The organism is Pseudomonas sp. A (genome assembly GCF_056270345.1).
This window is the reverse complement of the sequence record NZ_CM149873.1, coordinates 1,451,484-1,466,537: the sequence shown is the minus strand read 5'-3', so window position 1 is coordinate 1,466,537 and position 15,054 is coordinate 1,451,484. Positions and strand designations below refer to the sequence as shown.

The 15,054-nt window shown below is 65.9% G+C and carries 14 protein-coding genes; 10 read left to right on the top strand and 4 right to left on the bottom strand.

Translation table 11 applies throughout. From position 1 onward, the window contains the following. Positions 1–24 precede the first annotated feature (24 nt). Together AC0MAZ_RS06605 and AC0MAZ_RS06600 are read left to right on the top strand one after the other, a co-directional pair. A complete protein-coding gene (locus AC0MAZ_RS06605) occupies positions 25–501 on the top strand; it encodes an Lrp/AsnC family transcriptional regulator (protein WP_011535815.1) in 477 nt (158 codons plus the stop codon). Positions 502–554: 53 nt separating this feature from the next. After that, on the top strand, positions 555–758 hold the full coding sequence (locus AC0MAZ_RS06600; RefSeq protein ID WP_023378567.1) for a DUF2788 domain-containing protein: 204 nt from the start codon (positions 555–557) through the stop codon (positions 756–758). A gap of 155 nt (positions 759–913) precedes the next feature. On the opposite strand, the gene AC0MAZ_RS06595 is transcribed toward AC0MAZ_RS06600, so the two are convergent. The 4 genes from AC0MAZ_RS06595 to AC0MAZ_RS06580 all read right to left on the bottom strand — a co-directional run bounded on the left by AC0MAZ_RS06595 (position 914) and on the right by AC0MAZ_RS06580 (position 7,144). Further along, on the bottom strand, positions 914–1,543 hold the full coding sequence (locus tag AC0MAZ_RS06595) for a pseudouridine synthase (protein ID WP_475860716.1): 630 nt from the start codon (positions 1,541–1,543) through the stop codon (positions 914–916). Between the two features lie 6 nt (positions 1,544–1,549). Then, a complete protein-coding gene (amn, locus tag AC0MAZ_RS06590) occupies positions 1,550–3,013 on the bottom strand; it encodes an AMP nucleosidase (protein WP_232857692.1) in 1,464 nt (487 codons plus the stop codon). Positions 3,014–3,239: 226 nt separating this feature from the next. Further along, positions 3,240–4,892 carry an acyl-CoA dehydrogenase family protein gene (locus AC0MAZ_RS06585; RefSeq protein WP_232857693.1) on the bottom strand — a complete coding sequence of 551 codons (1,653 nt, stop codon included), beginning with the start codon at positions 4,890–4,892 and terminating at the stop codon, positions 3,240–3,242. A 260-nt stretch (positions 4,893–5,152) separates the two neighbouring features. Next, positions 5,153–7,144 carry a sensor histidine kinase gene (locus AC0MAZ_RS06580; RefSeq protein WP_203648147.1) on the bottom strand — a complete coding sequence of 664 codons (1,992 nt, stop codon included), beginning with the start codon at positions 7,142–7,144 and terminating at the stop codon, positions 5,153–5,155. Positions 7,145–7,409: 265 nt separating this feature from the next. Here AC0MAZ_RS06580 and AC0MAZ_RS06575 point away from each other — a divergent pair, with 265 nt between their 5' ends. From AC0MAZ_RS06575 to lnt, 8 genes are all read left to right on the top strand, one after another. Next, complete coding sequence (locus AC0MAZ_RS06575) at positions 7,410–8,207, top strand: hydroxymethylpyrimidine/phosphomethylpyrimidine kinase (RefSeq protein WP_203648148.1); 798 nt, start codon at positions 7,410–7,412, stop codon at positions 8,205–8,207. Positions 8,208–8,221: 14 nt separating this feature from the next. Beyond that, entirely contained in the window at positions 8,222–8,845 is a 624-nt protein-coding gene (gene thiE / locus AC0MAZ_RS06570; protein ID WP_234562960.1) for a thiamine phosphate synthase, read from the top strand. A gap of 17 nt (positions 8,846–8,862) precedes the next feature. Continuing rightward, complete coding sequence (gene hemL, locus AC0MAZ_RS06565) at positions 8,863–10,146, top strand: glutamate-1-semialdehyde 2,1-aminomutase (RefSeq protein ID WP_232857702.1); 1,284 nt, start codon at positions 8,863–8,865, stop codon at positions 10,144–10,146. A gap of 256 nt (positions 10,147–10,402) precedes the next feature. Continuing rightward, positions 10,403–10,948 carry a tetratricopeptide repeat protein gene (locus AC0MAZ_RS06560; RefSeq protein ID WP_203648151.1) on the top strand — a complete coding sequence of 182 codons (546 nt, stop codon included), beginning with the start codon at positions 10,403–10,405 and terminating at the stop codon, positions 10,946–10,948. Between the two features lie 179 nt (positions 10,949–11,127). After that, positions 11,128–12,126, top strand: coding sequence for a PhoH family protein (locus AC0MAZ_RS06555; protein WP_203648152.1), 999 nt, complete (start codon positions 11,128–11,130; stop codon positions 12,124–12,126). After that, positions 12,119–12,592: an rRNA maturation RNase YbeY gene (gene ybeY, locus AC0MAZ_RS06550; RefSeq protein ID WP_203648153.1), complete on the top strand. Its 474-nt coding sequence runs from the start codon at positions 12,119–12,121 to the stop codon at positions 12,590–12,592. The genes AC0MAZ_RS06555 and ybeY overlap by 8 nt, the downstream gene beginning before the upstream one ends. A 26-nt stretch (positions 12,593–12,618) precedes the next feature. Beyond that, entirely contained in the window at positions 12,619–13,458 is an 840-nt protein-coding gene (locus AC0MAZ_RS06545; RefSeq protein WP_203648154.1) for an HlyC/CorC family transporter, read from the top strand. An 8-nt stretch (positions 13,459–13,466) separates the two neighbouring features. Beyond that, positions 13,467–14,984 carry an apolipoprotein N-acyltransferase gene (gene lnt / locus AC0MAZ_RS06540; RefSeq protein WP_475860709.1) on the top strand — a complete coding sequence of 506 codons (1,518 nt, stop codon included), beginning with the start codon at positions 13,467–13,469 and terminating at the stop codon, positions 14,982–14,984. Positions 14,985–15,054: the final 70 nt, after the last annotated feature.

Genomic DNA, 15,054 nt, shown 5'->3' with positions numbered 1-15,054 from the left:
ATCCGAACAGAAAAGGCCCTTTCCATGAGCAAGCTCGACCGCTACGACCTGAGCATCCTCGCCGAATTGCAGCGCGATGCGCGCATCTCCAACCAGGAACTGGCCGAACGCATCGGCCTGTCGCCTTCCCCATGCTCACGTCGGGTCAAGCAGCTTGAGGACGACGGCTACATCTCGCGCCAGGTGGCCCTGCTGGACCGCAAGAAGCTCGGCCTGAGCCTGACCGCCTATGTGCTGATCGGCATGGACCGGCACACGCCCGAGCGCTTCGAGACCTTCGAGGCGGCGATCCGCAGCCTGCCCCAGGTGCTCGAGTGCAGCCTGGTCACCGGGATGGACGCCGACTACCAGCTCAAGGTGGTGGTGCCGGACATGGACCACTACCAGAAACTGCTGCTGGGCAGCCTGACCCGTATCGAAGGCGTGACCAGCGTGCGCTCGAGCTTCGTGCTCAACCAAGTGCTGGCCAGCACCGAGCTGCCATTGACCCACCTGCGTTGAATCCTCCCGAGTCCGGCGTATGATCGGGGGCTCAATCTGCCTGGAGTGAACCGATGGATCCCGCAGTATTCGAAGAATGGATGATGATCGTCCTGGTCACCGTGTTGATCGGTTTCATGGGCTTCATCGTCTGGGACCTGGCGAAGAAGTCCAAGGCCGGGCGCTTTGGCACGCTGATCCTGTTCTTTGTGCTGGGCCTTGGCGTGCTGGCATTCATCATCAAGAGCGTGGTGGTGGGGTTTCTTGAGGGGGTGTAGCGGCCTGCCAACTCTCCCCTTCCTTGTAGGAGCGGCCTTGTGCCGCGAAAGGGCCGCGTAGCGGCCCCAGCAATTTTGCCTTGATGCTGAGATCGGGGGCCGCTACGCGCCCCTTTCGCGGCACAAGGCCGCTCCTACAGGGGGACGCGTGCGGCTCAAAGCTTCGCCGGCACTTCGCGCCAGCAACCCTGGTCCAGCCCTTCGATCGTCCAGTCACCGATCCGCACCCGCACCAGGCGCAAGGTCGGCAAGCCCACCGCCGCCGTCATCCGCCGCACCTGGCGATTACGCCCTTCACGGATCACCAGCTCCAGCCAGGCGGTCGGCACGCTCTTGCGAAAACGCACCGGCGGATTGCGTGGCCACAGCTCGGGCTCCTCGAGCAAGCGTGCCTCGGCCGGCAGCGTCGGTCCGTCATTGAGTTCAACCCCTTCGCGCAGGCGCTTGAGTTGTTCTTCGCTCGGCTCGCCTTCCACCTGCACCCAGTAGGTCTTGGCCAGCTTGTGCTTCGGATCGGCGATGCGCGCCTGCAGGCGTCCGTCGTTGGTCAGCAACAGCAGGCCTTCGCTGTCACGGTCCAGGCGCCCGGCCGGGTAGATACCAGGGATGTCGATGAAGTCCTTGAGCGTGGCCCGCCCCTCGCCGTCGCTGAACTGGGTGAGCACATCGAACGGCTTGTTGAACAGGATCAGGCGCGGCTCGGCCGGCGGCGCCTTGGGCTGGCGACGCGGGCCGGTGGGCCGCGCCGCAGGGCGGCGCGGTGTGCTACGGGGTGGCAGGGGCATGGATCCTCAGCGGAACGGCGGCTCATCGAAGCTGCGCAGTTTACGCGAGTGCAGCGAGTTGAGCTCGGTACGCAGCAGATCGAGGGCGGCGATGCCGATCTTCAGGTGCTGGCTGACCGCGCGGTTGTAGAAGGCGTTGGCCGAGCCCGGCAGCTTGATCTCGCTGTGCAGCGGCTTGTCGGAGACACACAGCAAGGTGCCGTACGGCACGCGCAGACGGTAGCCCTGGGCGGCAATGGTGCCGCTCTCCATGTCCACCGCCACGGCGCGGGACAGGTTGATCAACGGACGTTCCTGGGCCCAGCGCAGCTCCCAGTTGCGGTCGTCGTAGGTGAGCACGGTGCCGGTGCGCAGGCGCTTCTTGAGCTGCTCGCCACGCTCGCCAGTGACCTGCGCGGCCGCCTCCTGCAACGCCAGCTGCACCTCGGCCAGGGCCGGGATCGGGATATTCGGCGGCACCACGCGGTCGAGGATGCCGTCGCGGCGCATATAGGCGTGGGCCAACACGTAGTCACCGATAGTCTGCGACTGACGCAGGCCGCCGCAGTGGCCGATCATCAGCCAGCAGTGCGGGCGCAGCACCGCCAGGTGGTCGGTGATGTTCTTGGCGTTGGACGGGCCGACACCGATGTTGACCAGGGTCACGCCATCGCCATCGGCGGCGATCAGGTGATAGGCCGGCATCTGGTAGCGGTGCCAGACCACGCTGGCGACCAGGGCCTGGGCCTCGCCGTTGTCCATGCCCTTCTCGATGATCACGTTGCCCGGCAGGACCATGCGCACGAAGCGTGGGTCCTCGCGCAACTGCTCGAGGCCATGGGCGATGAACTGGTCGACGTAGCGGTGGTAGTTGGTGAGAAGGATCCACGGCTGCATGTGCCGCCAGTCGCTGCCGGTGTAGTGCACCAGGCGGCGCAGGGAGAAGTCCACGCGGGCGGCGTCGAACAGCGCCAGCGGCAGGGTCTCGGCGCTTTCCCAGTCGTACAGGCCATCGGCGGTGTTATCGGTGGCCGCCGACAGGTCGGTGCTGGGGAACACCCGCGCCAGTTGCGCGGCGGTGATGCCGCTGCCGGCCAGCTCGTCGCCCTGGTCAACCACGTAGGGGTACGGGATGTTCTGCTCGCTGACACCGACTTCCACGGTCACGGTGTAGTCGTGCATCAACGGGCGCAGTTGCTCGAGCAGGTAGCCACGGAACGCCGCGGGCTGGGTGACGGTGACGCTGTAGGTGCCGTCCACCTGGACCTTGGCGTAGGCGCGGGTGGTGGCGGCGACTTCGCCTTGGCTGGAGTAGGTCAGGCGCAGGGCCGGGTAGCGGAACAACACACGTTCCTCGTGGCCCGGCTCGGTACGGTCCTTGAGGTAGCGCTTGAGGGCCTGGCTCAGGGCCCCGGTGGCCTGTTCGTGCAAGGCCGCCAGACGGTCGACGGCCTGTTCGGGGGTATCAACGACTACAAACGCTTGGCTCACGCTGGGCTTCCTGTCTTATGGAATGCATGACAGCCATCTTGCCTGCGTTGCTGGGCAAATACATCCCCAGTGTCGGTGCTAAGCAATTCCCTGTAGGAGCGGCCTTGTGCCGCGAAAGGGCTGCGCAGCAGCCCCAGCAATTTCCGCCTTGACCGCTGAGATCTGGGGCTGCCTTGCAGCCCTTTCGCGGCACAAGGCCGCTCCTACAGGGGGATGAAGCCATCCTTCAACCGGCCCAGACAGGCGTCGCCCGGGCCACCAGCGCCTCGACATCCACGCCGCGCGGCAACGCGCCATACACCCGCCCGCCGCCGCCCAGGCGACTGCCGATGAACGCATCGCTCACTGTGGCGTTGCCTGCCTCGAGCAACAGCTTGGCCTGCAGCGCCACGGCGATGTCCTCGGTCAGTTGCCGGGCGCGGTACTGGATATCGCCGGTATCGGCGAAAGCGCCCTTGAGGTTACCGATGAACGCCGCCAGCCGTGGGTCGCCATGGCCGTCTCCCAGCTCGCTGAACAGCGCCTCAAGCACGCCCGGCTCTTTCGACAAGGCCCGCAGCACATCCAGGCACTGCACGTTGCCCGAGCCCTCCCAGGTCGAGTTGACCGGCGCCTCGCGGTACAGCCGTGGCAGGATGCTGTCCTCGACGTAGCCGGCGCCGCCCAGGCACTCGGCGGCCTCGTTGATCATCCCGGGGGCGCGCTTGCAGATCCAGTACTTGCCCACCGCCGTGACCAGGCGGGAAAAGTGCGCCTGCTGCGGGTCGTCGAGGCGGTCCAGGGCCTGGCCCATGCGCAGGCTCAGGGCCAGGGCGGCCTCGCTCTCCAAGGCCAGGTCGGCAAGCACGTTCTGCATCAGCGGCTGCTCGGCCAGCACCCGTCCGCCGACCTTGCGGTACGCGCAATGGTGCGCGGCCTGGGTCAGGGCCTGGCGCATCAGGGCGCTGGAACCGACCATGCAGTCGAAGCGGGTCATGGCCACCATCTCGATGATGGTCGGCACGCCGCGCCCCTCCTCGCCGACCATCCAGGCCAGGGCTCCGCGGAACTCCACCTCGCTGGAGGCGTTGGAACAGTTGCCCAGCTTGTTCTTCAGGCGTTGGATGTAGAACTGGTTGCGGTTGTCGTCGGGCCGGTGGCGCGGCAGCAGGAAGCAGCTCAGGCCCTTGTCGGTCTGGGCCAGGGTGAGAAAGGCGTCGCACATGGGCGCCGAACAGAACCACTTGTGGCCTACCAGCTCATAGGGCTGGCCCGGGCCGGGCGTGCCCACCGGGTAGGCGCGGGTGGTGTTGGCGCGCACGTCGGTGCCGCCCTGTTTCTCGGTCATGGCCATGCCGATGGTGACACCGGCCTTGTGCCGGTCGCCGACGTTGCGCGGGTCATATTCGCGGGCGAGGACCTTCGGCAGCCAGTAGCCGGCAAGCTCGGGCTGCAGGCGCAGGGCCGGCACGGCGGCGAAGGTCATGGTCAGCGGGCAGCCGGTGCCGGCTTCAGCCTGGCTGTGCAGGTAGGTCATCGAGGCCCGCGCCACGTGGGCGCCGTCCCGTGGCTCGGCCCAGGGCAGCGAAGGCAGGCCGTGCTCGACGGCGGTGCGCATCAACTGGTGATAAGCGGGATGAAACTCCACCAGGTCGATACGATGGCCATAGCGGTCATGGCTGCTGAACTCGGGCTTGTGCGCGTTGGCCAGGAAACCCGCGGCCATCAGCGAGCCACCGGCCAGGGCACCATAGGCGTCGATCCGCGACTCGGCCCAGCCGGCGCCGAAGCGGCGCGACCACTCCTGCAGGGGCTGGTCGAGGCGATACAGGTTGGCGCCGTCCAGGGACGGCGGCTGGTTGGTGACTTCGTGGGTTTCAGCGAACTGGTGCAGGTTCATCGGCGGCCTCCTGGATCCGTTCATGCCTGGATAACCCAGTGAAGCACCGCAGGCCCTCGAGTCAAAGTGACAAAACGGACTACATGGGGGCGCTTCGCGCCCTCAAACCGTGCGCAATCCCTAATGTAGGAGCGGCCTTGTGCCGCGAAAGGGTCGCGCAGCGGCCCCAGAATTCAGCATGAGGCGAAGATCGCCGGGGCTGCTTTGCGGCCCTTTCGCTGCACAAGGCCGCACCTACAGGAAACGTAGATCACGATTTGTCAGAAGCGCTCCAGCCCCGAGGCGGCACGCGCCGGTGGTACCTGCACCTGCGCCACCGCAAGGGCCAGGGTCAGCTCGAAGCGGCTGCCCAGACCCGGCGTCGACTCGTGGGACAACTGCGCGCCGATCAACTCGCCCAGTTGCCGGCAGATCGACAGGCCGATGCCCAGCCCGCCGTAGCGCCGGGTCATCGAACCGTCCATCTGGAAGAAACGCTGGTACAGCACCGCCTGGTCCAGATCGTCGAAGCCGATGCCGCTGTCACTGACCGTGAGACTCAGGACCAGGCTGTCCGGCCCGGTACGCCGGCCACGGGCCTGCACGGTGACGCCCCCCTGGTGGGTGAACTTCAGCCCGTTGTCCACCAGGCAGGCGAGGCAGCGGGCGAGCTTCTGCGCATCGCCGACCAGGCTGTCGGGCAGGTCGGCGGGGATGTCCAGGCTCAGGTACAGACCCTTGGCCAGCGCCTGGCTGGCATAGCCGGCGCGCAGCTCCTGGAGCAGGCGCCGCAGGCTGAACGCCATGCCCTGGTTGCGCAGGCGCCCGGCCTGCAGTTCGGTGAGGATGAGGATGTCATCGACCATCGCCATCATGTCCTGGGCAGAACCGGTGGCGGTGCGGTGATACTGGGCCTGCTCGGCGCTCATGGGCAGGGTATGCAGCAGCTCCAGCGAACCGATCACGCCGTTCATCGGCGTGCGCAGTTCATGGGTCACGGTGGCCAGGAACTCGTCCTTGAGCCGGTTGCTGCGCGCCAGCTGCAGGTTCAGTTGCTCCAGGGTGCGCCCGGTCTCGCGCAGGGTCTGGGCCTGCTGCTCGCGCAGGCTGTTGATGCGGTCGGCCAGGGCCAGCGACAGCAGCGCCACCTCCAGCGCCGAGCCGAGCTGGCTGGCGTACATGGTGATGAACACGTTGGGCAGGTAGCCCAGCACCATCAGGGTGTTGACCAGCCCGCCAGCGAGGAAGGCGGTCCAGGCGATGATGAACCAGCGCGCCACACGCAGTCCGCGCCACCAGGCATAGAGCCCGGCGCTGAAGATACTGACGGTGAACAGCAGCGCCAGCACCGTGGCCATGCGCAGCGCCACGCCGTAGCGCAGGGTCAGCGCCAGCACCATGACCAGCGCGCCACCGGCCATCAACCCTTTCAGCAGGCGGTCGAAGCCCCGGCTGAAGCTGTCCAGCTGCAGGAAGTGGCGGGCGAACTGGCAGCCGAACAGCCCGGCGGCACCGATGAACAACGGGGTGGCGGCGTTGGCCCACCATGGGCTGTCCGGCCAGAAATAGGCGATGCCGGCGCCGTTGACCGACACCTGGTAGAGACCGAACGAAGCGATATAAAGGATGTAGTACAGGTAACTGACATCACGCACGCTGAGGAAGATGAACAGGTTGTACACCAGCATCACCAGCAGTACGCCGTAGATCATGCCCAGCACATAAAGCCGGGTGGGCTGGTCCTCCAGGTAGGCCTCGGCCGACCACAATGTCAGCGGCGCCTGGATCGAGCCCTGGCTGTGCAGACGCAGGTAGGCGGTGGTCGCCTGGCCGGGTTGCAGCGGCAATTCGAACAGGTAGTTGTTCTGGCGGATTTCCCGGGTGGCATAGGGCAACGCGTCACCGGTGCGTCGTGCCAGGCGATAGGTGCCTTGCGCGTCCGGCAGGAAGAGTTCCAGGTGATCCAACGGCGGGTAGGCGAGTTCCAGCAACCACTGGCGTGGCGCGGCCGAAGGGGCGGCGGCATAGGCGAGATCGACCCGCAGCCAGAACACCGAGGTGGAGTAGCCCGCATTGAGCACTTCGTCCTGATGTGCCTGGAAACGCCCGGAAAACGCCGCGGAACTCACCTGGGCGATGCTGGCGCTGCCCTCTTGGTCTTCATAGACCTGCATGTACCGGCCCAGCGGCAAGCGCCCGGTGGCGTTGTCGAATTCGACCGCTCCGGCCAGCATGGGCAAGCAGCCCAGAAGCACAATCAGCAAATAGCGCATACAGCCCCAGCATGGCCTGTGCGGTCGCGTCGCGGTTGCCTCCCATCCCTTTGAGACGACGTGATCCGGCAGAACCCATTTATCGAGTTATCCGAGCACTCTAGCATAGCCTCCCGCACTGACCAGCAGCTACTGGCAATTTGCATGCAGAGGCTCTAGAACGCATGTTTCAGAATATACAACCAGCCCAACCTGACCACTTGATCAGCAATTCTCTCGCCGCGAGCGAACCGCAGAAAAAGGTTTGGTGATAAGCTCGCCGACCATGAATACCTACAGCTCCCGCCCCGTTGTCCTCTGTCTCTCCGGCCACGACCCCAGTGGTGGCGCCGGGCTGCAGGCAGATATCGAAGCCCTGATCGCCCAAGGCTGTCACGCCGCGCCCGCCGTGACCGCCCTGACCGTGCAGGATACCGTCAACGTTTCCGACTTCCGCGTGCTCGACCGCGAGTGGGTGCTGGCCCAGGCCAATGCCGTGCTGACCGACTCCACGGTGGCCGCGGTGAAGCTGGGCATGCTCGGCTCGATCGAGATGGTCGACACCGTCGCCGAACTGCTCGCCGACCATCCGCACCTGCCACTGGTCTGCGACCCGGTGCTGCGCGCCGGCGGCGGCGGTCGCCTGGGCAAGGACGAGGTCGGCTACGCGCTGCGTGAGCGCCTGCTGCCGTTGGCCACCATCGCCACCCCGAACCTGCCAGAGGCGCGTATCCTGGCGGAACTGCCTGAAGGCACGGCGGACGAGTGCGCCGAGAAGCTGCTGCCGTTCTGTAGACACCTGCTGATCACCGGCGGTCACGGCGACGAAGTGGAAATCCACAACCGCCTGTACAGCCGCGACGGCCAGCAGCACACCTGGACCTGCCAGCGCCTGCCGGGCAGCTATCACGGCTCGGGCTGCACCCTGGCCAGCGCCCTGGCCGGTCGCCTGGCCTTGGGCGAACACCTGGAGAGCGCCGTGCGCAGTGCCCTGGACTACACCTGGCGGACCCTGCGCGACGCCGAGCAACTGGGCAAGGGCCAGTACGTGCCGCGCCGCCTGCCCCTGGATTTCTGTTCCTGACTCGAGGCCATCCGATGACGCTCCGCGGTCTGTATGCCATCACCGACAGCCAGCTGCTCGCCGGCCGTTTCCTGAGCCATGTCGAGGCGGCACTCGAAGGCGGTGTCTGCCTGCTGCAGTACCGCGACAAGAGCGACGACGCCGGGCGTCGCCTGCGCGAAGCTGAAGCGCTGACGAAGCTCTGCGAACGCTACGGCACTCAGCTGATCATCAACGACGACGCCGAACTGGCCGCGCGCCTGGGCGTCGGCGTGCACCTGGGCCAGACCGACGGCCCGCTCACCCCGGCCCGTGCCCTGCTCGGCCGCCAGGCGATCATCGGCTCGACCTGCCACGCCAGCCTCGACCTCGCGCAGCAGGCCGCCAGCGAGGGCGCAAGCTATGTCGCCTTCGGTCGCTTCTTCAATTCCGTCACCAAACCAGGCGCGCCCGCCGCCGGTGTCGAACTGCTGGAACAGGCCCGCGCCCAGGTCAAGTTGCCGATCGCGGTGATCGGCGGCATCACCCTCGACAACGCCGCCCCGCTTATCGCCCATGGCGCCGACCTGCTGGCGGTGATCCACGGCCTGTTCGGTGCCGACAGCGCGCAGGAAGTCACCCGCCGCGCCCGCGCCTTCAATGCCCTGTTCGCTTCCTGATTTCGAGAGAAGATCCCATGTCCCGTTCCGAAGAACTGTTTGCCCAAGCCCAGAAACACATCCCCGGTGGCGTCAACTCGCCCGTGCGCGCCTTCAAGAGCGTCGGCGGCACGCCGCTGTTCTTCAAGCACGCCGAAGGCGCCTACGTCATCGATGAAGACGACAAGCGCTATGTCGACTATGTCGGTTCCTGGGGCCCGATGATCCTCGGCCACGGCCATCCCGATGTGCTGAATGCCGTGCGCCGACAACTCGAGCACGGCCTGTCCTATGGCGCGCCGACGGCCATGGAAACCGAGATGGCCGATCTGGTCTGCTCGATCGTGCCGTCGATGGAAATGGTGCGCATGGTCAGCTCCGGCACCGAGGCCACCATGAGCGCCATCCGTCTGGCCCGTGGCTACACCGGCCGCGACGCCATCATCAAGTTCGAAGGCTGCTACCACGGCCACTCCGACAGCCTGCTGGTCAAGGCCGGCTCCGGCCTGCTGACCCAGGGCGTACCGAGCTCGGCCGGGGTGCCGGCGGACTTCGCCAAGCACACCCTGACCCTGCCGTTCAACGATATCGCCGCCGTCGAGAAGACCCTGGCCGAGGTCGGCCAGACCGTGGCCTGCATCATCGTCGAGCCAGTGGCCGGCAACATGAACTGCGTACCGCCGGCGCCAGGCTTCCTCGAAGGCCTGCGCGCGCTGTGCGACAAACACGGCGTGGTACTGATCTTCGATGAAGTGATGACCGGCTTCCGTGTGTCGCTGGGCGGCGCCCAAGGCCACTACGGCATCACCCCGGACCTGTCGACCTTCGGCAAGATCGTCGGCGGCGGCATGCCGGTCGGCTGCTTCGGCGGCAAGCGCGAGATCATGGGCTGCATCGCCCCGCTCGGCCCGGTCTACCAGGCCGGTACGCTGTCGGGCAACCCGCTGGCCATGGCCGCAGGCCTGACCACCCTGAAGCTGATCAGCCGCCCGGGCTTCCATGACGAGCTGAGCGCCTTCACCAGCCGCATGCTCGATGGCCTGCAACAGCGCGCCGATGCCGCTGGTATCCCGTTCGTCACCACCCAGGCGGGCGCCATGTTCGGCCTGTACTTCAGCGGCGCCGACGACATCGTCACCTTCGACGACGTGATGGCCAGCGACGCCGAGCGCTTCAAGCGCTTCTTCCACCTGATGCTCGACGGCGGCGTGTACCTGGCGCCAAGCGCCTTCGAGGCGGGCTTCACCTCCATCGCCCATGGCGACAAGGAGCTGCAGATCACCCTGGATGCGGCCGAGCGGGCGTTCGCCAAGCTGAAGTAAGCCTTCACACCGCCCAGGTAGGAGCGGCCTTGTGCCGCGAAAGGGCTGCGAAGCAGCCCCTGGAATTTCAGCCTTGATGCGAATAATGCCGGGGCTGCTTCGCAGCCCTTTCGCGGCACAAGGCCGCTCCTACACAGTCAGCCGATTCGCCAGCAGGACAGAAATTCGAGTAAAACTTTGTAAGGTAGGCGCTGCTTATCCCATAATGTGCCACCAGAGACATTGGCCGTAGCTTTGCAGAGGTAAGTCGATCCCCATGAACCGCACCGGCCGCGCCCTGACCCTGGGCTGCCTGTTGCTTCTTCAGCCCCTGCTGGCCCTGGCAGAGGGCGGTAACTCGTTGCTGATTCCGGCGGCGGGCCGCTGCACTCTCGATGCTGCGCCCGAGGACCAGGAGAACGCCCTGAAGGCCTGCGAGCAGACGGCGGAGTCCGGGGATGCCGAAGCGCAGTACGAGCTGGGCGAGTTCTACTACAGCGGCACGCCGCGCCATCTCGACAAGGCGCTCAAGTGGTTTGAAAAGGCCTCGCTGCAGGGCCAGGGGCAGGCCCAGTACCGCCTCGGCTCGATGTTCTTCCATGGCGAAGGGGTCAAGGCCAACAACGTGCAGGCCTACATCCTGCTCAAGATCGCCGCGGTCAACGGCGCCGAAGACGCCCTGGACATGGCCGACGAAGTCAGCGGGCAGATGCCCCGCGACGAGCTCGAGCACGCCACCCAGGTGCTCGGCCAGATCTTCCGCAAATACCTGCTGGAACTGCAGAACGCCGAAGGCCGCACGCCCTTCTCTCCCCTGCCCTGAACCGCCTCGAGCCCTGTGCGGTCCGCCGGCATCATCGTTTCGTCAACTTGCCCTGCCATGATCGACACGCGGATCGGAAGCGTCGTACCGACCCTTGATCGTTTCAGTGCTTTCGCCACTGCCACTCAAGGGTTATTCTTGAGTTCACATTCATTGCCGTCGAGCGGCTAAAAACGACCTTGAACGCACCCATACAACCCCATCGTTTCATCCTCGAGCCCTTCGAGGCCCATCGTTTCGCCAACCTGTGCGGCCAGTTCGACGAGCACCTGCGCCTGATCGAACAACGCCTGGCTATCGAAATCCGCAACCGCGGCAATCAGTTCGAACTGATCGGCGAACCCAAGACCACCTCCGCTGCCGAACAGTTGCTGCGCCGCCTCTATCGCGAGGCCAAGGCCACCGACCTGTCGCCGGAAACGGTCCATCTCTATCTGCAGGAATCGACGGTTGAGAACCTCGAGAACCCGGCCGTCAACGAAGTCAGCGTCTCGCTGCGCACGCGCAAGGGCAACATCCGCCCACGCGGCGTCAACCAGCAGCGCTACGTCAAGGAAATCCTGGCCAACGACATCAACTTCGGCGTCGGCCCGGCCGGTACCGGCAAGACTTACCTGGCCGTGGCCTGCGCGGTCGACGCACTGGAGCGTGAACAGGTGCGCCGCATCCTGCTGGTGCGCCCGGCGGTCGAGGCCGGCGAAAAGCTTGGTTTCCTGCCCGGCGACCTCGCCCAGAAGATCGACCCGTACCTGCGCCCGCTCTACGACGCGCTTTACGAGATGCTCGGCTTCGAGCACGTGGCCAAGCTCATCGAGCGCCAGGTGATCGAGATCGCACCGCTGGCCTACATGCGCGGCCGCACCCTGAACAACAGCTTCATCATCCTCGACGAGAGCCAGAACACCACCCTCGAGCAGATGAAGATGTTCCTCACCCGCATCGGATTCGGCTCGACCGCGGTGATCACCGGCGACATCACCCAGGTCGACCTGCCGCGCGGCACCAAGTCAGGGCTGGCCCATGTGATCGAGGTGCTCAGGGACGTCCCGGGTATCAGCTTCACCCATTTCCAACCCAAGGATGTGGTGCGCCACCCGCTGGTGCAGCGCATCGTCGAAGCCTACGACCGCTTCGACGCCCGTCAGGCCAAGCCCGAGGCACCCGGCAAAGATGCTTGAACTCGACCTGCAACGGGCCACGGACGCCGCCGCCCCCGACGACAACGCCTTTCGCCGCTGGTGCGAGCTTGCCTTGCGCCAGCGCAGCGCCGACTCCGAGATGACCATCCGCCTGGTCGACGAAGCCGAAGGCCGCGAGCTGAACCACACCTACCGGCACAAGGACTACGCGACCAACGTGCTGTCCTTCCCCGCCGATGTGCCCGACGAGCTGCTCGACATCCCGTTGCTGGGCGACCTGGTGATCTGCGTGCCGGTGGTCGAGCGCGAGGCCGCCGAACAGGGCAAGGCCCTCGAGGCGCACTGGGCGCACCTGGTCATCCACGGCTGCCTGCACCTGCTCGGCTACGACCACATCGAGGACGATGAGGCCGAGGAGATGGAAGCGCTGGAACGAACATTGCTGGCGGAACTGGGTCATCCGGACCCGTACGCCGACGACGAAGCCGAATCAATCACACACTGACACTGCAAGGATCACGAGTAACCGCCATGAGCGAAGACCGATCGAGCAACGGGCAAAAGTCCTGGCTGGGTAAGCTGACCCAGGCTTTTGCCCATGAGCCGAAAAACCGCCAGGAGCTCCTCGAGCTGCTGCGCGAAGCCCATCAGAACAAGCTGCTCGACAGCGAAGCGCTGACCATCGTCGAAGGCGCCATCCAGGTCGCCGACCTGCAGGTGCGCGACATCATGGTGCCGCGCTCGCAGATGATCAGCATCAAGGCCAGCCAGTCGCCACGCGAGTTCCTGCCGGCGGTGATCGACGCCGCGCACTCGCGCTACCCGGTGATCGGCGAAAGCCACGACGATGTGCTCGGCATCCTGCTCGCCAAGGACCTGCTGCCGCTGATCCTCAAGGAGAACGGCGACAGCTTCAACATCAAGGACCTGCTGCGCCCGGCCACCTTCGTGCCCGAGTCCAAGCGCCTGAACGTGCTGCTGCGCGAATTCCGCGCCAACCACAACCACATGGCCATCGTCATCGACGAGTACGGCGGCGTGGCGGGCCTGGTGACCATCGAGGACGTGCTCGAGCAGATCGTGGGCGATATCGAGGACGAGCACGATGTCGAAGAAGACAGCTACATCAAGCCGCTGCCCAGCGGTGACTTCCTGGTCAAGGCGCTGACGCCGATCGATAACTTCAACGAGTTCTTCGACAGCGAATTCTCCGATGACGAGTTCGACACAGTCGGCGGCCTGGTAATGAGCGCCTTCGGCCACCTGCCCAAGCGCAACGAGACCACCGAGATCGGTCACTATCGTTTCCGTATTCTCAATGCCGACAGCCGCCGGATACACTTGCTGCGCCTGACACCGATCAATCGTTAAGGAACGACATGCGCTGGATCACCCGCCCCGGCTGGCCCGGTAACCTGCTGGCCATGGCGGCCGGCGCCTCCACCCTCCTGGCCCTGGCGCCGTTCGACGTCTGGCCGTTGGCCATCCTGTCCATCGCCCTGTTCTACGCCGGCCTGCGCGAACTGACGCCGCGCCAGGCCCTGGGCCGTGGCTGGAGCTTCGGCTTCGGCCTCTACGGCGCCGGCACCTGGTGGATCTACGTCAGCATGAACACCTACGGCGGTGCCTCGCCGCTGCTGGCGATCGCCCTGCTGCTGGCGTTCTTCGCCTGCCTGGCATTCTTCTTCGCCTTGCCCGCCTGGCTCTGGGCGCGCTGGTTGCGTCGTGACGAAGCGCCACTGGCCGATGCCCTGTGTTTCGCCGCCCTGTGGTTGCTGCAGGAGGCCTTCCGAGGCTGGTTCCTCACCGGTTTCCCCTGGCTCTACGCCGGCTACAGCCAACTCGACGGCCCGCTCGCCGGCCTCGCCCCGCTGGGCGGCGTCTGGCTGGTGTCCTTCGTCCTGGCCTTGAGCGCCGCCTTGCTATGCAACCTGTACCGCCTGCGTGAGCGCCGTGCGTTCCTGGCCGCTGGTGCGGTGTTGCTGGTGGCGCCGTGGATCCTCGGCCTGACCCTCAAGGACCACGCCTGGACCAAGCCGGCGGGCGATCCATTGAAGGTCGCCGCCCTGCAGGGCAACGTCGAGCAGGACCTGAAATGGGACCCGGCGCACGTCAATGCGCAACTGGCGCTGTACCGCGACATGAGCTTCAGTTCGAAGCCCGTCGACCTGCTGGTCTGGCCGGAAACCGCCGTGCCGGTGCTCAAGGACCAGGCCCAGGGCTACATCGACATGATGGGCACCTTTGCCGCCGAACGGCATTCGGCGCTGATCACCGGGGTGCCGATACGGCAGATGGTTCACCACCAGCGCCGCTACTACAACGGCATCACCGTGGCCGGCGAAGGCGACGGCACCTACCTCAAGCAGAAGCTGGTGCCGTTTGGCGAGTACGTGCCGCTGCAGGACATGCTGCGCGGCCTGATCGAGTTCTTCAATTTGCCGATGTCGGACTTCGCCCGCGGCCCCGAAGACCAGCCGCTGCTGCAGGCCAAGGGTTACCAGGTGGCCCCGTACATCTGCTACGAAGTGGTCTATCCCGAGTTCGCCGCAGGCCTTGCCGCGCGCAGCGACCTGCTGCTGACCATCAGCAACGACACCTGGTTCGGCACCTCGATCGGACCGCTGCAGCACCTGCAGATGGCCCAGATGCGCGCGCTCGAGGCCGGTCGCTGGATGATCCGCGCCACCAACAACGGCGTGACCGCGCTGATCGACCCGTTCGGCAGGATCACCGCGCAGATCCCGCAGTTCCAGAGGGCCGTGCTGTACGGCGAGGTGGTGCCGATGCAGCAGCTGACGCCTTACCTGCAATGGCGCTCGTGGCCGCTGGCAATTGTCTGCGTGCTGTTGCTGGGCTGGGCGCTGCTGGCCGGGCGGATCGCCAAGACCGTCTGAGCGACGGCGCCTCCCGTGTAGGAGCGGCCTCGTGCCGCGAAAGGGCTGCGAAGCAGCCCCGGGGTCTTGG

What these genes read in the sequence shown, in the direction of transcription:
- AC0MAZ_RS06605 (WP_011535815.1), top strand. Translation starts at nt 25, where the DNA reads ATGAGCAAGCTCGACCGCTACGACCTGAGCATCCTCGCCGAATTGCAG.
- AC0MAZ_RS06600 (WP_023378567.1), top strand. Translation starts at nt 555, where the DNA reads ATGGATCCCGCAGTATTCGAAGAATGGATGATGATCGTCCTGGTCACC.
- AC0MAZ_RS06595 (WP_475860716.1), bottom strand. Translation starts at nt 1,543, where the DNA reads ATGCCCCTGCCACCCCGTAGCACACCGCGCCGCCCTGCGGCGCGGCCC.
- AC0MAZ_RS06585 (WP_232857693.1), bottom strand. Translation starts at nt 4,892, where the DNA reads ATGAACCTGCACCAGTTCGCTGAAACCCACGAAGTCACCAACCAGCCG.
- AC0MAZ_RS06580 (WP_203648147.1), bottom strand. Translation starts at nt 7,144, where the DNA reads ATGCGCTATTTGCTGATTGTGCTTCTGGGCTGCTTGCCCATGCTGGCC.
- AC0MAZ_RS06575 (WP_203648148.1), top strand. Translation starts at nt 7,410, where the DNA reads ATGAATACCTACAGCTCCCGCCCCGTTGTCCTCTGTCTCTCCGGCCAC.
- thiE (WP_234562960.1), top strand. Translation starts at nt 8,222, where the DNA reads ATGACGCTCCGCGGTCTGTATGCCATCACCGACAGCCAGCTGCTCGCC.
- hemL (WP_232857702.1), top strand. Translation starts at nt 8,863, where the DNA reads ATGTCCCGTTCCGAAGAACTGTTTGCCCAAGCCCAGAAACACATCCCC.
- AC0MAZ_RS06560 (WP_203648151.1), top strand. Translation starts at nt 10,403, where the DNA reads ATGAACCGCACCGGCCGCGCCCTGACCCTGGGCTGCCTGTTGCTTCTT.
- ybeY (WP_203648153.1), top strand. Translation starts at nt 12,119, where the DNA reads ATGCTTGAACTCGACCTGCAACGGGCCACGGACGCCGCCGCCCCCGAC.
- AC0MAZ_RS06545 (WP_203648154.1), top strand. Translation starts at nt 12,619, where the DNA reads ATGAGCGAAGACCGATCGAGCAACGGGCAAAAGTCCTGGCTGGGTAAG.
- lnt (WP_475860709.1), top strand. Translation starts at nt 13,467, where the DNA reads ATGCGCTGGATCACCCGCCCCGGCTGGCCCGGTAACCTGCTGGCCATG.